General features: G+C 66.7%; 15 protein-coding genes. 13 read left to right on the top strand and 2 right to left on the bottom strand.

Features of this window, described 5'->3' with window-relative positions:
* Positions 1–72: 72 nt before the first annotated feature.
* The 8 genes from GXW78_RS03155 to leuD all read left to right on the top strand — a co-directional run bounded on the left by GXW78_RS03155 (position 73) and on the right by leuD (position 8,936).
* Positions 73–1,002 carry an ABC transporter ATP-binding protein gene (locus tag GXW78_RS03155; RefSeq protein WP_246521818.1) on the top strand — a complete coding sequence of 310 codons (930 nt, stop codon included), beginning with the start codon at positions 73–75 and terminating at the stop codon, positions 1,000–1,002.
* A gap of 19 nt (positions 1,003–1,021) precedes the next feature.
* Positions 1,022–2,911: an ABC transporter substrate-binding protein gene (locus GXW78_RS03150; RefSeq protein WP_211865990.1), complete on the top strand. Its 1,890-nt coding sequence runs from the start codon at positions 1,022–1,024 to the stop codon at positions 2,909–2,911.
* A 27-nt stretch (positions 2,912–2,938) separates the two neighbouring features.
* Positions 2,939–3,916 (top strand): ABC transporter permease, encoded by a 978-nt coding sequence (locus tag GXW78_RS03145; protein ID WP_211865989.1) that lies wholly within the window; start codon positions 2,939–2,941, stop codon positions 3,914–3,916.
* A gap of 13 nt (positions 3,917–3,929) precedes the next feature.
* A complete protein-coding gene (locus GXW78_RS03140) occupies positions 3,930–4,853 on the top strand; it encodes an ABC transporter permease (RefSeq protein ID WP_211865987.1) in 924 nt (307 codons plus the stop codon).
* 1 nt (position 4,854) lies between these two features.
* The gene (locus GXW78_RS03135) at positions 4,855–5,871 is read left to right on the top strand and encodes an ABC transporter ATP-binding protein (protein ID WP_211865986.1); all 1,017 of its coding nucleotides are present in this window, start codon (positions 4,855–4,857) and stop codon (positions 5,869–5,871) included.
* 45 nt (positions 5,872–5,916) lie between these two features.
* Positions 5,917–6,795: an isocitrate lyase/PEP mutase family protein gene (locus tag GXW78_RS03130; protein ID WP_211865985.1), complete on the top strand. Its 879-nt coding sequence runs from the start codon at positions 5,917–5,919 to the stop codon at positions 6,793–6,795.
* Between the two features lie 106 nt (positions 6,796–6,901).
* The gene (leuC, locus tag GXW78_RS03125) at positions 6,902–8,308 is read left to right on the top strand and encodes a 3-isopropylmalate dehydratase large subunit (RefSeq protein WP_211865984.1); all 1,407 of its coding nucleotides are present in this window, start codon (positions 6,902–6,904) and stop codon (positions 8,306–8,308) included.
* A 1-nt stretch (position 8,309) separates the two neighbouring features.
* Entirely contained in the window at positions 8,310–8,936 is a 627-nt protein-coding gene (gene leuD / locus GXW78_RS03120; RefSeq protein WP_211865983.1) for a 3-isopropylmalate dehydratase small subunit, read from the top strand.
* Between the two features lie 13 nt (positions 8,937–8,949).
* Here the strand turns inward: leuD and GXW78_RS03115 are convergent, their stop codons facing one another.
* Both GXW78_RS03115 and GXW78_RS03110 read right to left on the bottom strand, forming a co-directional pair.
* Positions 8,950–9,663 carry a GntR family transcriptional regulator gene (locus GXW78_RS03115; protein WP_211865982.1) on the bottom strand — a complete coding sequence of 238 codons (714 nt, stop codon included), beginning with the start codon at positions 9,661–9,663 and terminating at the stop codon, positions 8,950–8,952.
* A gap of 959 nt (positions 9,664–10,622) precedes the next feature.
* Entirely contained in the window at positions 10,623–10,871 is a 249-nt protein-coding gene (locus GXW78_RS03110; protein ID WP_211865981.1) for a hypothetical protein, read from the bottom strand.
* Positions 10,872–11,096: 225 nt separating this feature from the next.
* On the opposite strand from GXW78_RS03110, the gene GXW78_RS03105 reads away from it, so the two are divergent.
* The 5 genes from GXW78_RS03105 (at position 11,097) to GXW78_RS03085 (ending at position 16,210) form a co-directional block, all read left to right on the top strand.
* On the top strand, positions 11,097–12,116 hold the full coding sequence (locus tag GXW78_RS03105) for a Bug family tripartite tricarboxylate transporter substrate binding protein (RefSeq protein WP_211865980.1): 1,020 nt from the start codon (positions 11,097–11,099) through the stop codon (positions 12,114–12,116).
* A 98-nt stretch (positions 12,117–12,214) separates the two neighbouring features.
* Complete coding sequence (locus GXW78_RS03100) at positions 12,215–13,078, top strand: formylglycine-generating enzyme family protein (protein ID WP_211865977.1); 864 nt, start codon at positions 12,215–12,217, stop codon at positions 13,076–13,078.
* Between the two features lie 9 nt (positions 13,079–13,087).
* Entirely contained in the window at positions 13,088–14,008 is a 921-nt protein-coding gene (locus GXW78_RS03095; protein ID WP_211865975.1) for a LysR family transcriptional regulator, read from the top strand.
* Complete coding sequence (locus tag GXW78_RS03090; protein ID WP_211865973.1) at positions 13,983–14,726, top strand: hypothetical protein; 744 nt, start codon at positions 13,983–13,985, stop codon at positions 14,724–14,726. The genes GXW78_RS03095 and GXW78_RS03090 overlap by 26 nt, the downstream gene beginning before the upstream one ends.
* A 29-nt stretch (positions 14,727–14,755) precedes the next feature.
* Positions 14,756–16,210 carry a sulfatase-like hydrolase/transferase gene (locus GXW78_RS03085; protein WP_211865971.1) on the top strand — a complete coding sequence of 485 codons (1,455 nt, stop codon included), beginning with the start codon at positions 14,756–14,758 and terminating at the stop codon, positions 16,208–16,210.
* The last annotated feature ends 139 nt before the right edge of the window (positions 16,211–16,349 follow it).

Raw genomic sequence — 16,349 nt, 5'->3', positions numbered from 1 at the left:
CCCAGGGCTGCCTGCACCTCTCCGGTCATCGAGGTGCGCAGGCTCCGGAAATGGTACCCCGTACGCCGAAGCATGCTCAGTTCGTTGCTGGGCGTGGGCGAGCAACGCTACCTGCGCGCGGTCGACGACGTCAGCTTCGCTGTTCATCCGGGCGAGGTCCTGGGCCTGGCCGGCGAGAGTGGCTGCGGCAAGTCCACGACGGGCATGACCGTCCTGAAGCTCCACGCGCCGTCCGGTGGCGAGATCCTGTTCGACGGCGCGGACCTGGCCACCCTCACCGGACGCGGGCCTCTGCGCGACTTCCGACGAAACGCGCAGATCGTTTTCCAGAATCCCTATGAAGCGCTGAACCCGCGCTTCACCGTACTCCGCAGCGTCCTGGAGCCAATCAGCATTCACTTTCCTGACCGCCGCACCGAGTATGAGGCGTTGGCCCGCCTGGCGATGGAGCGTGCCGGTCTCTTGCCGGCCGAGAACTTCATGCATCGCTACCCGCACGAGATGAGCGGCGGGCAGCTTCAGCGCGTCGCCATCGCGCGGGCCATCGCGGTCGAGCCACGCTTCCTCGTCGCGGACGAGCCGGTGTCCATGCTCGATGTGTCGATCCGGGCCGGCATCCTGAACCTGCTGAAATCCTTCGCCGAGACGCTGAACATGGGGATCCTCTTCATCTCCCATGACCTCTCGACGATGCGGCATATCTGCACGCGCATCGCGGTGATGTATCTCGGCCGCATCGTCGAGATCGGGCCGACCGACCAGATTCTCGATGACCCGCGGCATCCTTACTCGCAAGCCCTTGTTGCCGCGGCACCGGTCATGCGGCGCGGCACGCGCCGGCGCATCCATCTTGAAGGCGCCGTGCCGAACCCGGCGAACCTGCCGAGCGGATGCCGTTTCCATCCCCGCTGCCCCAAGGCCATCGACCGCTGCCGGACGGACGATCCGCAACTCCACGCCGCTGGCGAGCGCCGAGAGGCCGCCTGCCATCTCGTGGCCTGAGATCCTGGGAGGAACAATCATGACGATCGACACGACGCCGCCAGGCCTCGATCGCCGCACCGCATTGAAGATGGCCGCACTCATGGGCGGCGCCGCCACGCTCGGCGGCCGGCCCGTGCGCGCGCAGGATACGGCGCGCATTAGCTTCGTGGACCCCGCCTATCGCGACTTCTACAATGAACGGGAGAACTACTTCCTGCGCGACGCCGGCTGGGTCGAGGAGACCCTGCCGCGCATCACATGGCCACGCGACGGCGAGCGCATCCCCGAATTCAAGGTACTGCTCCAGACCTCGCGGCCCGACTGGATCGATGCCTGGCGCCGCTGGGTGGTGGATGCCGAGAAGGTCGGCATCAAGTACAACGTCCAGCAAGTGTCGCAGGCGCGCTACCTCGAAGCGATCCTGAGCCACCGGCACGGCGACGTCGAAGTCCACAATGCGGTGCCGCGTGTCGAACGGCTCGATCCGTCCGAATGGCTCGTCTCCCGCGCCTATGGCCTGGACCGCCGCAACTACGGCGAATGGGCCAACCGGCAATACGATGCCGAGATCGAGGCGCAGGCCCGCACGACATCGCGCGACGAACGCATGCAGCATGTGCACCGTGCACAGGCGATCCTCGCTGATGATCTCTACATCACGCAGTATGGCTGGGGACCGCAGATCATCCAGGCCTACAACAGCGCCGCCTGGTCGGACGTGGTCTCCGCGACCGGCTTCGGCATCGCCGACTTCAACATCTTCCATACCTATCTTCGCGCGACGCCGCGGACCAACCGCCGGCGTGCGGTCGTCGGCGTGACGTCGGTCGATCGATCGATCAACCTGATCAGCGCGGCGAACCGCTACCGCGCTATCGGGCGCATGATCTATGACCGCCTCGCCTTCCTCGACGAGAACCTCAACGTCATTCCCTGGGCGGCGGAATCCTGGACGCAGATCGATTCCAAGACCTGGGACCTGACACTGCGCGACGGAATGGAATTCCACGACGGCCGCCCGGTCACGGTCCACGACCTGAAGTTCACCTTCGACTTCCTCATGGCCTACGACCGTGGCTTCTTCTGGACCGCGAACAGCAACATCGAGAATGTGGCGATCCGCGATGAGGAGCGGCGCGTCGTCCGGATCTCCTTCAAGCAGCCCTATGCGGAGTTCGAGACCTACTTCCTGATTCTGAACGTGATCTTTCCGAAGCATGTCTGGGAACGGCTCGCCAGCGAGCAAGGACTGAAGGAAGGCGAGGACGCGCGACGCCTGGTGGTCGAGCCGCGCGACCAGATCGGCAGCGGCCCGTTCCGTTTCGGCCGCTACCGGCGCGACACGGAACTGCAGCTCATCGCCAACAAGAAGCATTTCGCGGCGCCGAAGCTGGACGAGATCGTCATGGTCGTCGTGCCGTCGGTCGATGGCTTGCTCGGACGCATGCAGTCCGGGCAGATCGATTTCATGGACGGGGTCTGGATGACACCGTCGCAGGCCCGTTCGCTCGAAGGCCAGCGGCACATCACCATGGCGCCGGCGCGTGACATCAACTGGGTGCATGGCGTCACCCGCGCCGCCTGGCTGCCCTGGCGCGACTACGAGTTCCGCCGCGCCTGGCACCACACCTTCGACCGCCGCTTCCTGGTCGATGTCGTCTGGGAAGGCGGCGGTCGCGTGCCGGCGGCCAACACTTTCCTGGTCGAGGGCCACCCCTGGCACAATCCCGGCCTGCCGCCGATCCCGGCCTTCGACTTGGATCAAGCGCGCCAGATCCTGCAGCAGGCGGGCTATCGCTGGGCGTCTGACGGTCGGCTCATGTACCCCGCACCGACCGATGAAGCCTGGCGGCAACGCGTGCGCGGCGTCGTCAAGCCCGGCGCCGGGTACGAATGGGCCGGCATCAAGATGATCGACGACGCCTGAACCGACCGGCGAAGGCGGAGGAACCCCATGCACGCCTGGCGCACATTCGTGCTGCGACGGCTCGCCCTGTTGCTGTTCGTCATCGTCTCGATCCTGACGATGATGTTCTTCCTGTTTAAACTCTTGCCCGGTGATCCGACCTCCGTATTCGTCGATAGCAATTTCCCCGACGATATGGTGCAGCGGCAGAAGGCGCTGTGGGGCCTCGATGCGCCGATCTGGGTCCAGTACCTGCGCTACATGGGCAACATGCTGACCTTCGACTTCGGCACATCGTTCTTCCAGATGATGCCGGTGCGCGACATCGTGGTCGAGAAACTGCTGCACACCGCATCGATGATCGTGCCGGCGGTGATCATCAGCGTCGCCCTGGGCGCCACGCTCGGGGCCTGGCTGGGCTGGCGCCGCGGCACGCGGCGGGAAGGTGCGGCGGTCGTCACCCTGCTGACTCTGCGATCGGTGCCATCCTTCTTCGCCGGGATCATGGTCCTCATGATCTTCTCCTACTGGCTCGGATGGTTTCCGCCCGGCGGCATGGTGTCGGTCGGCGGTGCCGGCGATTCCTTCTGGGAGACGGTACTCACGATCGACTTCCTGCATCACCTGGCGCTGCCATGCCTGGTGCTGGTGTCCCGCGAGATCACCAGCCCCGCCCTCCTCCTGCGCAGCACCATGCTGGAGGTGAAGGGCAGCGACTTCCTCGACGTGCTGCGCGCGAAGGGGCTGCCGGAACGCCGCATCGTCGTTCATGCCACACGCAACGCCCTGCTGCCGTTGGTGACGGACGTGGCGGTGATGATGGGCTTCCTGTTCCAGGGACAGGTCCTGCTCGAGATCATCTTCGCGTGGCCGGGGGTGGGTCGAGAGCTGGTGACGGCGCTGAACGACCTCGACTACCCGGTCGCGCAGGCGTGCTTCTTCGTGATGGCGCTGATCATCCTGATCACGAACTTCATCGCCGACATCCTCTACAGCGTGATCGACCCACGCGTGGCCTACGACTGAGCGGGAGCAGGACATGGCAGGAACACAGTCTCTCCGCAGCCCGGCCGTGGCCCCGTCGGCTGGCGTCGCGAGCGGCATCGGCGCCCTGTGGCGAGTGCTGCGCATCATCATGGGCTACCCGACCGGCGCCATCGGCCTTGTGCTCATCCTGCTCTTCGCGCTGATGGCGATCTTCGGCCCGATGCTGGCGCCGCAATCCCCCTTCGAGGTCTCCCGCACCGCTGCCGGCGGCGTCGTCCGCCTCTCACCGCCGAGCTGGGACAACTGGCTCGGCACGACCAACCAGGGGCTCGATGTCTTCAGCCAGCTTCTGTGGGGGGCGCGGGTGGCGCTCACCGTCGGCGTCATCTCCGCCATCGGCAGCATCGTCCTCGGCACGCTGATCGGTTTGATCGCCGGCTATTTCGGTGGCTGGACGGACGAGGTGCTGATGCGGATCACCGATGTTGCCTTCGGCATCCCGTTCCTGCCGACGGCGCTGGTGATCATCTCCATCACCGGACCCAGTCTCGCGCTCATCATCCTGCTCATCACGCTGTTCCTCTGGCGCACAACCGCGCGCGTCATCCGCGCCCAGGTCCTCACGCTGAAGACGCGCCCCTTCGTATGGGCGGCAAAGGCGGCCGGGGCCAGCGAGGCGAAGATCATCTTCGTCCACATCGCACCGAACGTCCTGCCCCTGAGCTTCCTCTACATGGCGATCGGCGTGCAGGGCGGCGTGATGCTGGAGGCAGCGCTGAGCTTCCTCGGCTTCGGTGACCCGCATGTGATGAGCTGGGGCTCCATGCTGAATGAAGCCTTCAAGGCCGGCGCCATGCGCACGGCCTGGTGGTGGGTGGCGCCGCCGGGCATTGCGCTATCGCTCTTCGTCGTGTCGGTCTTCATGGTGACCCGTGCCTATGAGGAGCTGCTGAATCCACGGCTGCGGGAGATCTGAGATGGCACTCCTCCAGATCCGCGACCTCTGCATCGACTACCGCACAACGGCGGGCACGGCACGCGCCGTGGACAAGCTCTCGCTCGACATCGAGGAAGGCGAGTATCTCGGCCTCGTTGGTGAATCCGGTTGCGGCAAGTCGACGATTGCCAAGGCGGTGCTTGGCATCCTGCCGCGCAATGGCGCTGTCGCCGAGGGCGATATCCTATTCCGCGGCCGTAGCCTGCCACACAGCAGCCTGCAGGAGCTGAACCGCCTCCGCTGGCGGGATATCGCCATGGTGCCGCAGAGCGCCATGAACGGCTTCGATCCCGTCTACACGATCGAGGCGCAGATCAACGAGGCGATCGACACCCATGTGAGCTGGAGCCGCGAACAGAAGCGCAAGCGCATCGACGAGCTCTTTGCCTTCGTCGGGCTTGAGCGCGGGCGCGCGCACGATTTTCCGCATCAGTTTTCCGGCGGCATGCGGCAGCGCGCGATGATCGCCATGGCCATGGCGCTGGACCCCGGCTTCATCGTCGCCGACGAGCCGACGACCGGCCTAGACGTGATCGTGCAGGACCAGATCCTCCACCGGATCAAGGAGATCCACACCCGCTTCGGCAAGACCATGCTGCTCATCACGCATGACATGGCGGTGGTTGCGGAGAACTGCGACCGGATCGCCGTCATGTACGCCGGGAAGCTGGTCGAGCATGGCGCCCATAATGTCTTCGAGACTCCGTTCCACCCCTACACGATGGGGCTGTGCAACGCCTTCCCTGATCTTGCCGATCGGGGACGGGAGCTGATCTCGATCCCGAAGGCGCCGCCGAACCTGCTCACGCCGCCGGTGGGCTGCCGCTTCGCGGATCGCTGCCCCTTTGCCGCCGCCCGCTGCCGGGCGGAGGCGCCGGCGCTCGTCGAGGTCGGGCCAGGTCACGTGGCCGCCTGCCACTTCATCGACCGCGCCGCGGAGTTCCGGATGAAGGCCCGCGACATCGGAACCTGGCAAGGGGCCGCAGCCGCCGCGTGACCTGACCGCAGATACGTCGAACCGCTACCAAGGAGGAGACTTCGCATGTCGCGTGCCAAGGCATTCCGGGACCAGATGGCGAAGGGGGGCATGATCGTCGCCCCCGGGGCCTATGACTGCATCACCGCCCGCGCGATCGAGCGCGCCGGCTTCGGCGCCGTCTACATGACCGGCGGCGGCACGGCGGCGAGCTACGGCTACCCCGACTACGGGCTGCTGACCATGTCGGAGATGGCGGAGAACGCCGGGCGCATCGCCACGGCCGTCTCGCTGCCCGTGATCGCCGACGCCGACACCGGCTACGGCAATGAGCTGAACATGGTCCGTACGGTGCGCGAGTACGAGAAGCGCGGCGTCGCGGGCATGCATATCGAGGATCAGGGCTTCCCCAAGAAGTGCGGCCACCTCGAGGACAAGGAGATCATCCCCCTCGAGGACTATGTGGCGAAGATCCGTGCTGCCGTCAGCGCGAAGCGCGACCCGAACTTCGTCGTCATCGCGCGCACGGATTCGCGCGCCGTGCTGGGCTTCGAGGAAGCGGTGCGCCGCGGCAAGGCGGCGCACGCCGCCGGCGCGGACATGGTGTTCATCGAGGCGCCGCAGAGCCTAGAGGAAGTCGAGGCGATCCCCAAGCTGATCTCGGCGCCGTGCATGCTGAACCTCGTTTGGCGCGGCAAGACGCCGGACGTGGCGCTGGCGGACGCCGAACGCATGGGCTTCCGCCTCACCATCCTGCCGGCGGTCGTGTCGCGTGCGGTGCTCGGCGCCGCGGATGCGGCGCTGGCGGAACTGAGCCGAGCTGGCCGTCACCCGAAGCCGCTTGCCGACATCACACCCGCACAGGGCTTCCGCCTGGCTGGGGCCGATGAGTGGGATGGATACCGGACGAAGTTCCGCGACCCGCTCCCGAACGCCGCGGAGTGACGGCACAGGCGCCCGGCGGCACGCCGCCGGGCGCCGCGCGAGCCTGTTGACGCAACGTTGGTTCCTGCCAAGCGGATCGGTCACGGCAGGTCAGGGGAGGATGGAGATGGCGCCGCGTACCTTGCTGCAGAAGATCTGGGACGACCACCAGATCCTTGAGGAGGACGGGCAGTCCCTGCTCATGGTCGGCTGCCACCTCGGCCATGACGGGTCGTATTACGGCTTCAGCGTGCTCGAGGAGCGCGGCCTGAAGCTGCGCCGTCCGGACCAGTTCTTCGCGACGCCGGACCATGGCGTTCCGACCCGCAGCCGCAGCCTCGACGACGTCACCGACGCCGCACAGCGGCGCGGGGTCGAGACGCTGGAGCGCAACCACGCCCGCCATGGCTTCACGCATTTCGGCCTCGGCGATGTCCGGCAGGGGATCGTCCATGTCGTCGGGCCGGAGCAGGGCATCACGCAGCCTGGCCTCCTGCTGGTCTGTGGCGACAGCCACACCTCGACCCATGGCGCGCTCGGGGCGCTGGCCTTCGGTATCGGCGCATCGGACGTCGCGCATGTCCTTGCCACTCAGACGGTCTGGCGAAAGCGCCCGAAGGCCATGCGCATCACCGTCGATGGCACTCGTCCGGCCGGCGTCACCGCCAAGGACGTGATCCTGGCGATCATCGCGCGCATCGGCGCCAACGGCGCCGCGCAGCACGTCATCGAGTACGCGGGATCCACGATCCGCGCGATGTCCGTCGAGGAACGCCTCACCGTCTGCAACATGTCCATCGAAGCTGGTGGACGCGCCGGCATGGTCGCGCCGGACGACACGACGATCGAGTATCTCAGAGGCCGGCCGTTTGCTCCGCAGGGCGCCGACTGGGATGCCGCCGTTGCTCACTGGCGCAACCTTCCGAGCGATCCGGACGCCGTCTTCGACACGGAGGTCGAACTCGACGCGACCGCGATGGAGCCGATGGTCACCTGGGGCAACAGCCCTGAGAATGCCGTTCCCGTCAGTGCGCGCATCCCGAGCCCGCAGGACGCTGCCTCGACCGTACAGCGCGACACGATGCGCGAGGCGCTCGACTACATGGGACTGGCAGCAGGCCAGGCGGTGCGCGATATCGCGATCGACCAGGTCTTCATCGGCTCCTGCACGAATGCCCGGCTGTCGGATCTGCGCGAAGCGGCGGCGATCGCACGGCAGGGACGGGCCATGGTGCCGGCGATGGTGTCCCCCGGGTCCAGCATGGTGAAGCAGCAGGCCGAGGCCGAGGGGCTCGACCGCATCTTCCGCGAGGCCGGCTTCGAGTGGCGCGAGTCCGGATGCTCCATGTGCGTCGGCATGAACGGGGATCTCGTTGCGGCGGGCAAACGCTGTGCCTCGACCTCGAACCGGAACTTCCGAGGACGCCAGGGCAAGGACAGCCGCACGCATCTGATGAGCCCGGCCATGGCGGCCGCGGCCGCGCTGCGCGGCCGGATCACCGATGTGCGCGAGTTCGCGCAGGGAGCCGCCTGACATGGAACCGTTCACGTTGCTGACCGGCATCGCCGCGCCGCTCGACCGCCCGAATGTCGATACGGACCAGATCGCGCCCGCGCGTTTCCTCCGCCGCCCGCGTAAGGAGGGATACAGGGACATCCTGTTTCACGACCTGCGCTTCTCGGCGCCTGGCGAGGAGTATCCTGACTTCGTTCTCAACCAACCGGCTTTCCGCCAGGCGAGCATCCTCGTCGCGGACCGCAATTTCGGCGGCGGCTCAAGCCGCGAGCAGGCCGTGTGGTCACTCGTGGATTACGGCATTCGTTGTGTCATCGCGGAGAGCTTCGGCGATATCTTCTGGGAGAATTCGGTGAAGGGCGGCCTGCTCCTGATCCGCCAGGACGAGGCAACTCTCGCCGGCTGGCGTGACCAGTTGCGCGCCGCGCCGGGTTCGACCATGTCCATCGACCTCGACGCGCAGACGATATCGCAGCCGGATGGCACATCCGTCGCCTTCGAGGTCGAGATCGCCAGGAAACGTCGGCTGCTGCTGGGGCTCGACGATATTGGCATCACGCTTCGGCACCAGGATGCGATCCTGACCGCCGAGACGGCCTATCGCGCGCGGCATCCTTGGTTGTTCGACCGGGCGGCGCCCGGTTGAGGCGGCGGATCCGCTACTCGCCGAACACCCGCGCCGGCAGCGACAGGATGGCTTCGCACTGCGTCCGCAGATGGGTGCTCATCGCTGCCTCCGCCGCGACCGCATCGCGATCGAGGATCGCCTCGACGATGCGGGCGTGATCCCGCTTCGAGTTGACCCAGAATGAGGCATGCAGGGACCGGCGCATCTCGACCATGACCGCCGGCAACCAGAGCGGGCGGATCATGGCACAGAGATGCGGGTTGCCGGACAAGTCGGCAATGACGCCATGCAGTTCGTAGTTGCGGTTCCGCTCCGTGCCCGTAGCGCCGGCATTTCCTGAAAGGGCATAGCGGCCAGCCGCTTCGAAGCGGGCGCGATTGTCGCCCTCGTCGAGGTGCTTCGTGGTCAGTGCGGCCGCCAGACCTTCGAGCTTCTCCCGTATGGCGAAACGGTCGGCCACTTCCTTCCGGCCGATCCGGCGGACGACGGCGCCCCGGTTCGCCACGATCTCGACGAGGCCGGTGGCCGACAATCGATTGAAGGCCTCGCGCAGAGAACTGCGACTGACGCCCAGCTCCCGAACCAGATCGGCTTCGACGAGGCGCTGGCCCAGCGCCAGCCGCCCGGAGTGAATGGCGTCCTCCGTATCCGCGACGATGTAATCCACCGTGCCGCCGCGACGCGGGGCGGGGGATACGCTCGCGGGGGAAGGTGACTTCGCGGAATTGCCGGGTTTCGGCGCCATCTGGACGCGTTTCTGGAGCTGATTCGCACACATACTGCGGGCAGCGGCTTGCCTTCAAGCACAACGATCCCCGCCAGCTGCCCAATGCGCCACTACGGAATCCGAGGCGGGGCGCCAGATCGCGAAAGCGGCGCGGCGGACATAGCCCTGTTGCTGCGGTCAGAGAGTTTCGTTCCCCGGTTCCCACCGCTGCTCCATTCCTCTCTCTCACAACCTGTCTCTCCTGATCAGGGCACCCCGCTGAGGCGCAGGTTTGGCCGGGGCTTGCGTGCGGACCTTGATGGTTCGACGGCGCAACCAGCGCGAATTTCGGACGGAGAGAGCGGAGAGTCTCCGAACCTTGAGGGTAGGCCGATTTTACCCTCAAGCTTAACACATTGAAATCAGGACTTGTTTTTCTGGGCTTCCGTCGAATGTTCAGTAACCTGATCGCCTGAGCAGTCCTTCGTTGCTGCGAATCTGTGATCGACCTCCAAGTTCATCACGCAGGCGATGCACAACTTCCCTTCAGGACTATCGATGGACGACAAGGATCGCGTTTTCGCCAACTTCAAAGACGACCGCACGGATGCCCCAAACAGGCGCGAAGTGCTGACCATTCCACGACGCGCTGGCGCGTCCGGCAGCCGGGCTGTCGAAGTCGTCCGTGTTAGATCCGGGGGTGCGGTCCGCGATCGGCCGCAGCGCGTTGACACGCATGTCCGTGCAGCATCGTGGGAAGAGGGCTTTCGAGCCAAGGCGCCCCTCGGCGCTCCTGCGCTCCTTGAGCCCGCTCCTACCGCCCAATCACCACTGCCACCCACCGCGCATCTTATGCCCGCATGGGAATCTTCAGCCCGAGTGGCCGATGCGGCGCCGCCCGCCTCCTTGCACGCCCCACCGCGCCGCGGCCCGGGGCGACCTCGCAAACATCCAGCTTCCGAGCCAGCAGGCGCCGGTGGCACCGCCGTCGCCCCAGATCAGCCCACTACTGAATCGCATTCCAGCGTTGCCCAGCGGCGCAATTTGCCGGCGATTGGCCCAATCAGGCGCGTCGCTGATCCGTTCGACGCATCCGACGACGGCGCGAACTGCATGCGCTGCGGGTATGCGATCGAGCCTGCGCGGGAGAAGCGTGGGCTGACGATCTGCTCAGAGTGCAGGTAGCCCGGAAAGGGCATCACGGAACGTCTGAAATTGGCCGAATGCTGAATGGCTGATTCCGGCATTGAATCGCCTTGAAGCGGACGTGCGAAGGCTTGACCGAGTTCGGCCTGGGAAGCGTTCAACGACCTGGAGGCGCGAGCCGCAGCCCACCCAATCGCCGCAGTCTAACCAACAGCTTTCGCATCCGCGTCGTATCATGATCGAATCTGCATGAAACTATGCAAAGATCGCGTCTTTATGCATGGTCGGCGTTTGCGCCAATGTCTGCGCAAGCAATGGAGGAAGCGATGACCAATCACTTGGCACCGCTGGTGGGCAGAAAGCTGGCACGGGCCGCGATCAGCAGGCGGACCCTCATCGCGGCGGCCGGCAGTCTCACGCCGCTGACGAGCCGGCCTGCCCATGCGGAATGGCCCGATCGCCCGATCCGCCTGATTGTCGCCTATCCACCCGGCGGCGGCACCGACATCATGGCCCGTGCGGTCGCACAGAAGCTCGGCGAGGTCCTCAAGCAATCGATCGTCGTCGAGAACCGTAGCGGCGCCAACGGCACGGTTGGCACGCTGGCGGTCGCGCAGTCGCGGCCCGACGGGTACACGCTGCTGTTCGCCAATGGCGGCGAGTTCGCACTGAAGCCGCTGATGGAACTCGGTTTGCCGTACGATACGAGCCGCGACTTCGACCTCGTCGCGATGTGCGGATCAACGCCTGTCGTGCTCGCCGTCAATGCGAGAGTCCCTGCCCAGACCTTAAACGAGTTCATCGAACTCGCGCGCCGTCAGCCCGGCCGTATCAACGTCTCCAACTCGGGCTCGCGCGGAACGATGCACCTGGCGGCGGCCTATCTCGCGCAGCGCGCCGCCGTTGAACTGACGCACGTGCCGTATCGCGGCGCGGCGCCGGCGGTCGCCGACACGGTCTCGGGCACCGTGCAGGCCGTGGCGATGGGCCTGCCGCCGGTACTGGCGCAGGCGCGCGATGGCCGCCTGCGCATCCTCGGCATCATGTCAGCCAGGCGGAACGTCAACATTCCCGATGTTCCGACCTTCGAGGAACTCGGCTTCCCCGGCTTCGACCTGAGCAACTCCGTCGGTATCGCCGGCCCTCGCGGCCTTCCGACCGATGTGGTCGTCCAGCTCAATGCGGCGGTGAACACAGCCATGCAGGACCCCGAGATCCGCCGCATCTTCATCGACAACGGCGCGGAGCCGGTCTCCATGTCGGTCGAGGACTACCGGAACTTCCTCCTCTCCGAGATGGCTCGGATGCGGGAGGTGGTGCGCATCGCGGGCGTACCGCCCGAATGACGTTGGGCGCCCACGCAACGACCGAGACGGCGAAGGGGTGCTGCGTACCATCGCGCATGACGGCCGCCATCGCGACGGCCGCGCCGTGTGCGGCCGCCATGCCGACATCGACGCGCCGTGACCATGTCGTGGACATCCCCGGTGGCGGGACAACGATCGGCACCGACGCCCCGGTGTTCCGCGATGACGGCGAGGGCCCGGCACGGCGCGTCACCCTTCGGGCGTTCCGCCTGGACGCCTGCGCCGTGACCAATGCGCGCTTCGCCGCCTTCGTGGCCGCAACGGACTACCGAACCGAAGCCGAACGCTTCGGGTGGTCCTTCGTGTTCCGCGACTTCCTGCTTCCGGGCCAAGTGGCGGAGAGCCCGGAGGCGACGCCGTGGTGGTGCAAGGTAGAGGGCGCCTTCTGGCATGCGCCTGAGGGCCCGGGCAGCAGCACCCTCGATCGCCCCGACCATCCGGTGGTCCATGTGTCGTGGACCGACGCCATGGCCTTCGCCGGCTGGGCCGGCGGCCGGCTACCGAGCGAGGCCGAATGGGAACACGCGGCGCGCGGCGGTGCGACCGCTGCCCGCTTCCCGTGGGGCGACGAGGAACCGACCGACGAGGCAGGCCATCTGTGCAATATCTGGCAGGGCGACTTCCCGCTGCGGAACACCCTTGCCGATGGCTTCGCCGGTACCGCGTCCGTGGGTCGCTATCCGCCCAACGGCTACGGTCTCTTCGACATGGCAGGCAATGTCTGGGAATGGACCAGCGATCCGTTCCGCGTGCGATCACTCGGAATGGCGGCAAAGGCCCGCAATCGTGCCGCTACGGCCGCGCGGGAGCGCGTGATGAAGGGCGGTTCCTACCTCTGCCACCGCAGCCACTGCTATCGCTATCGCATCGCTGCGCGGGTCGGGCACTCGCCTGACACCTCCGCGGGGCATACGGGCTTCCGCCTGGCCTATGATGCCTGACGAAGCACCATGAGCAGCCTGCCGCGCCTTGATTTGCGCCTGCTGCGCGCCGCCGTGGCGGTGCGTGACGCCGGTTCGGTCACGGTCGCGGCGCGGCGGCTCGGGACCAGCCAGCCAGCCCTGTCGCGCCTGATCGCGACGCTTGAGGGCGAGCTTGGCTTCGCGCTCTTCAGCCGGACGGGGCGGACACTGAAGCCGGCACCGGCGGCAGAGCTGTTCCTCAGCCAGGCCGCCGCGACGCTGGTCGGCACCGAGCGGCTGGGCCAGCTCGCGCTGACCATCCGCCAGGGCCGTCTCGCGAAGCTGAAGATCGCAGCGCCGACCAACCTGTTCCAGGAAGTGCTGCCCGATGCGCTGGCGCACTTCGCCGCGGCCCGGCCCGGCGTGGAGATCGAGGTGCAGATCCGGCGCCGCCACGAGATATTGCAGGGTCTCGAGCGTGGCGGGATCGACTTTGGCATTGCGGTGCTTCCGGTCGGCCAGCCGGGACTGACGGTGCGCCCCTTCGCCGAGACGGAAGCGGTGTGCCTCATCCCGTCGAACCATGCCCTGGCGCAGCGCGCCAGCATCGCACCGGCCGATCTCGCGGGGCTCGAGCAGATCGGCCTGCCCGACGGGTCGATCCTTCGCGGCTGGGTGGAAGACGCCTTTGCGTCGGCAGGTGTCGCGTATCGCCGACGCTTCACCGTGGACAGCAACCACTTGGCGTCGCGGCTGGTGGCCGCGGGGCTTGGCGTGGCGGTCATCCATCCGGTGGCGGCGCGCGATCTTCCCGCTGAGGTCGTGAGCCGGCCGTTCCGCCCGGCGCTGCCCTTCACCTACGCGCTGCTGGAGCGCGCCGACCTCAGCTACGGCGTGCTGGCGCAGGAATTGGAGCAGTCGTTGCGGCAGGCGTGGCCGGCGCATGACGACGGCCGGGCAAAACCATGACGGCAAAAGCTACGCGCTGCGGATGCCGCAGCTTTCCGGGATCCCAGGCATGACCACGTACATTCATCACCGCATCAGCTGCGCGCCGCGCCGCTGGCAGGCCGTCGCCGATCGGCTGGCGCAGCCGGTCACAGCCGCCGGGGGCTCCGTCTACGGCCTCTGGCGCAGCCAGATCGGACGGCCGCGCGACGAGGTGACGGCCATCACGCTTTGGCCGCGGGCCGTCGCGCCGGAGGAGGCGGAAGCCGCGCTCGCCGACGCCGAGATCCTCGCGATGTCGAGCCGCGCGATGACGCCAACGATCCGCCCGACCGGTACCGATGCCCCGACGCGACAGGGCAACTACGCCTTCCGCTGGTTCATCACCCCGGAAGCACATTGGCCTGAGTTCCTCGATCTGTGCGCGGCGGCCTGGCCCGGCTTCGAGGCGGCCTACGATTCCCAGGTGATCGGGCTGTGGCGATGCGCGGACATGGAGACCGGTGACACGGCCCTTGGCCTGGTGCCGACGGTTCCGCCCGGTAGCATTGTCAGCCTGCTTCTCACGCGCCGTCCGGACCTCGCGATGTGGGAACGTTCCAAGCTGCCCCAGGGCGCGGCGGAGACCGCCGTACGCGACGCGCTCAGCCGGCGGTACGACCTCTGCGACTGGACCGCCGTCTGCACCACCACTCTGTTGACGGCGACCGACAGCGCAGATCGCGCGCGTTGGGCCTGACGAATGCCACTGCTGAAGGAGCGAGTTCCATGACGCCTGCGAACATGCTGTTCATCATGTCGGACGAACACAACCCGCGCATGCTCGGCTGCCACGGGCATCCGATGGTGAAGACGCCGCATATGGACCGGCTCGCCGCCGGCGGCGTGCGCTTCAGCGATGCGTCGTGCAATTCGCCGATCTGCGTGCCGTCGCGCGCCAGCTTCGCGACGGGCCGCTACGTCCATCAGATCCGCTTCTGGGATAACGCCATCCCCTACGACGGAACGGTTCCGACCTGGCACCACCGGCTGCGCGAGAACGGTCACGAGGTCACGTCGATCGGCAAGCTGCACTTCCGCGCGACTGACGACGACAATGGGTTCGTCGAGGAAGTGCTGCCCATGCACGTGCTGAACGGCGTCGGCATGGTGTCGGGCCTGCTGCGCAAGGATGTCCGCCCCGGCAAGGCCACGCTGAAGCTGGCGACAGAGGCAGGGCCGGGCGATTCCTCCTATCAGCGCTACGATGATGCCATCACCGACGCGGCGGTCCAGTGGATCAAGGAACGCGCCGACAAGCGCGCCGGCAAGCCATGGGCGCTGTTCGTGTCGCTTGTCTGCCCGCACTTCCCGCTGATCGCGCGCGAGGAGTGGTTCAATCTGTACCCCGAGGACCAGGTGCCGCTGCCGCACCGGCATGAACGGCAGGAATGGCCGCGGCATCCGTTCCTGGACACGCTGCGCATCTTCCAGAACTACCACGAAGGCTTCGACAGCGAGCGCAAGATGCGCCGCGCGATCGCGGCGTATTTCGGCATGATCTCCTTCCTCGACCACAACATCGGGCGACTGATGACGGCGTTGGAGGAAGCCGGGCTAATGGACAGCACGCGTGTGGTCTACACCAGCGACCATGGCGACAACCTCGGCGCGCGCGGCTACTGGGGAAAGTCGAACATGTACCAGGACTCGGTCGCGGTTCCGATGATCATGGCCGGGCCGGGCATTCCGGCAGGGCAGGTATGCCACGAACCGGTGACGCTGGTGGACGGCTTCCCGACGATCCTCGACTGCGTAGGCGCGCCGCGGCATCCCGACGATGCGGATTTGCCTGGCAATTCACTGTTCGACATCGCCAATGGCCTGACGCATCCGCGCGACGTGTTCAGCGAGTACCATGCCTCTGGCGCAGTGACCGGAGCCTTCATGCTGCGACGTGGTTCGCTGAAATACATCCACTACACGGGCATGGAGCCGCAGTTGTTTGACCTTCGCACCGATCCTGGCGAGGAGCACGACCTCGCCCGCGATCCGGACTATGCCGGACCACGCCGGGAGTGTGAGCAGGCGCTGCGCGCCATCTTGGACCCGGATGCGATAGACGCGCTGGCCTTCCGCGACCAGGCCGCGCGCATCGAGGAAGTTGGCGGGCGAGAGAAGATCCTGGCAGGTGGAAACTACGGCTACACACCCCCCCCAGGGACGCAGCCGGTCTACAGCTGATGCAGCTTGGCGCGAGCTTCCGTGGCGCACCGGTGTACGGGCTTGAAGGCTCGCATCGATGGATGGGTGTGCCCGGAGGCTGCTGCTCCGCGGCCATTCTGCAACGCGTGCTCCTGCAGTTGCTTTGTGTCCGCCTGCG

This window comes from Neoroseomonas terrae, assembly GCF_018129025.1.
Taxonomy (GTDB): Bacteria; Pseudomonadota; Alphaproteobacteria; order Acetobacterales; family Acetobacteraceae; genus Neoroseomonas; species Neoroseomonas terrae.
This window is presented reverse-complemented; position numbering and strand designations above follow the sequence as displayed.

What these genes read in the sequence shown, in the direction of transcription:
- GXW78_RS03155 (WP_246521818.1), top strand. Translation starts at nt 73, where the DNA reads ATGCTCAGTTCGTTGCTGGGCGTGGGCGAGCAACGCTACCTGCGCGCG.
- GXW78_RS03150 (WP_211865990.1), top strand. Translation starts at nt 1,022, where the DNA reads ATGACGATCGACACGACGCCGCCAGGCCTCGATCGCCGCACCGCATTG.
- GXW78_RS03145 (WP_211865989.1), top strand. Translation starts at nt 2,939, where the DNA reads ATGCACGCCTGGCGCACATTCGTGCTGCGACGGCTCGCCCTGTTGCTG.
- GXW78_RS03140 (WP_211865987.1), top strand. Translation starts at nt 3,930, where the DNA reads ATGGCAGGAACACAGTCTCTCCGCAGCCCGGCCGTGGCCCCGTCGGCT.
- GXW78_RS03135 (WP_211865986.1), top strand. Translation starts at nt 4,855, where the DNA reads ATGGCACTCCTCCAGATCCGCGACCTCTGCATCGACTACCGCACAACG.
- GXW78_RS03130 (WP_211865985.1), top strand. Translation starts at nt 5,917, where the DNA reads ATGTCGCGTGCCAAGGCATTCCGGGACCAGATGGCGAAGGGGGGCATG.
- leuC (WP_211865984.1), top strand. Translation starts at nt 6,902, where the DNA reads ATGGCGCCGCGTACCTTGCTGCAGAAGATCTGGGACGACCACCAGATC.
- leuD (WP_211865983.1), top strand. Translation starts at nt 8,310, where the DNA reads ATGGAACCGTTCACGTTGCTGACCGGCATCGCCGCGCCGCTCGACCGC.
- GXW78_RS03115 (WP_211865982.1), bottom strand. Translation starts at nt 9,663, where the DNA reads ATGGCGCCGAAACCCGGCAATTCCGCGAAGTCACCTTCCCCCGCGAGC.
- GXW78_RS03110 (WP_211865981.1), bottom strand. Translation starts at nt 10,871, where the DNA reads ATGCCGGAATCAGCCATTCAGCATTCGGCCAATTTCAGACGTTCCGTG.
- GXW78_RS03105 (WP_211865980.1), top strand. Translation starts at nt 11,097, where the DNA reads ATGACCAATCACTTGGCACCGCTGGTGGGCAGAAAGCTGGCACGGGCC.
- GXW78_RS03100 (WP_211865977.1), top strand. Translation starts at nt 12,215, where the DNA reads ATGCCGACATCGACGCGCCGTGACCATGTCGTGGACATCCCCGGTGGC.
- GXW78_RS03095 (WP_211865975.1), top strand. Translation starts at nt 13,088, where the DNA reads ATGAGCAGCCTGCCGCGCCTTGATTTGCGCCTGCTGCGCGCCGCCGTG.
- GXW78_RS03090 (WP_211865973.1), top strand. Translation starts at nt 13,983, where the DNA reads ATGACGACGGCCGGGCAAAACCATGACGGCAAAAGCTACGCGCTGCGG.
- GXW78_RS03085 (WP_211865971.1), top strand. Translation starts at nt 14,756, where the DNA reads ATGACGCCTGCGAACATGCTGTTCATCATGTCGGACGAACACAACCCG.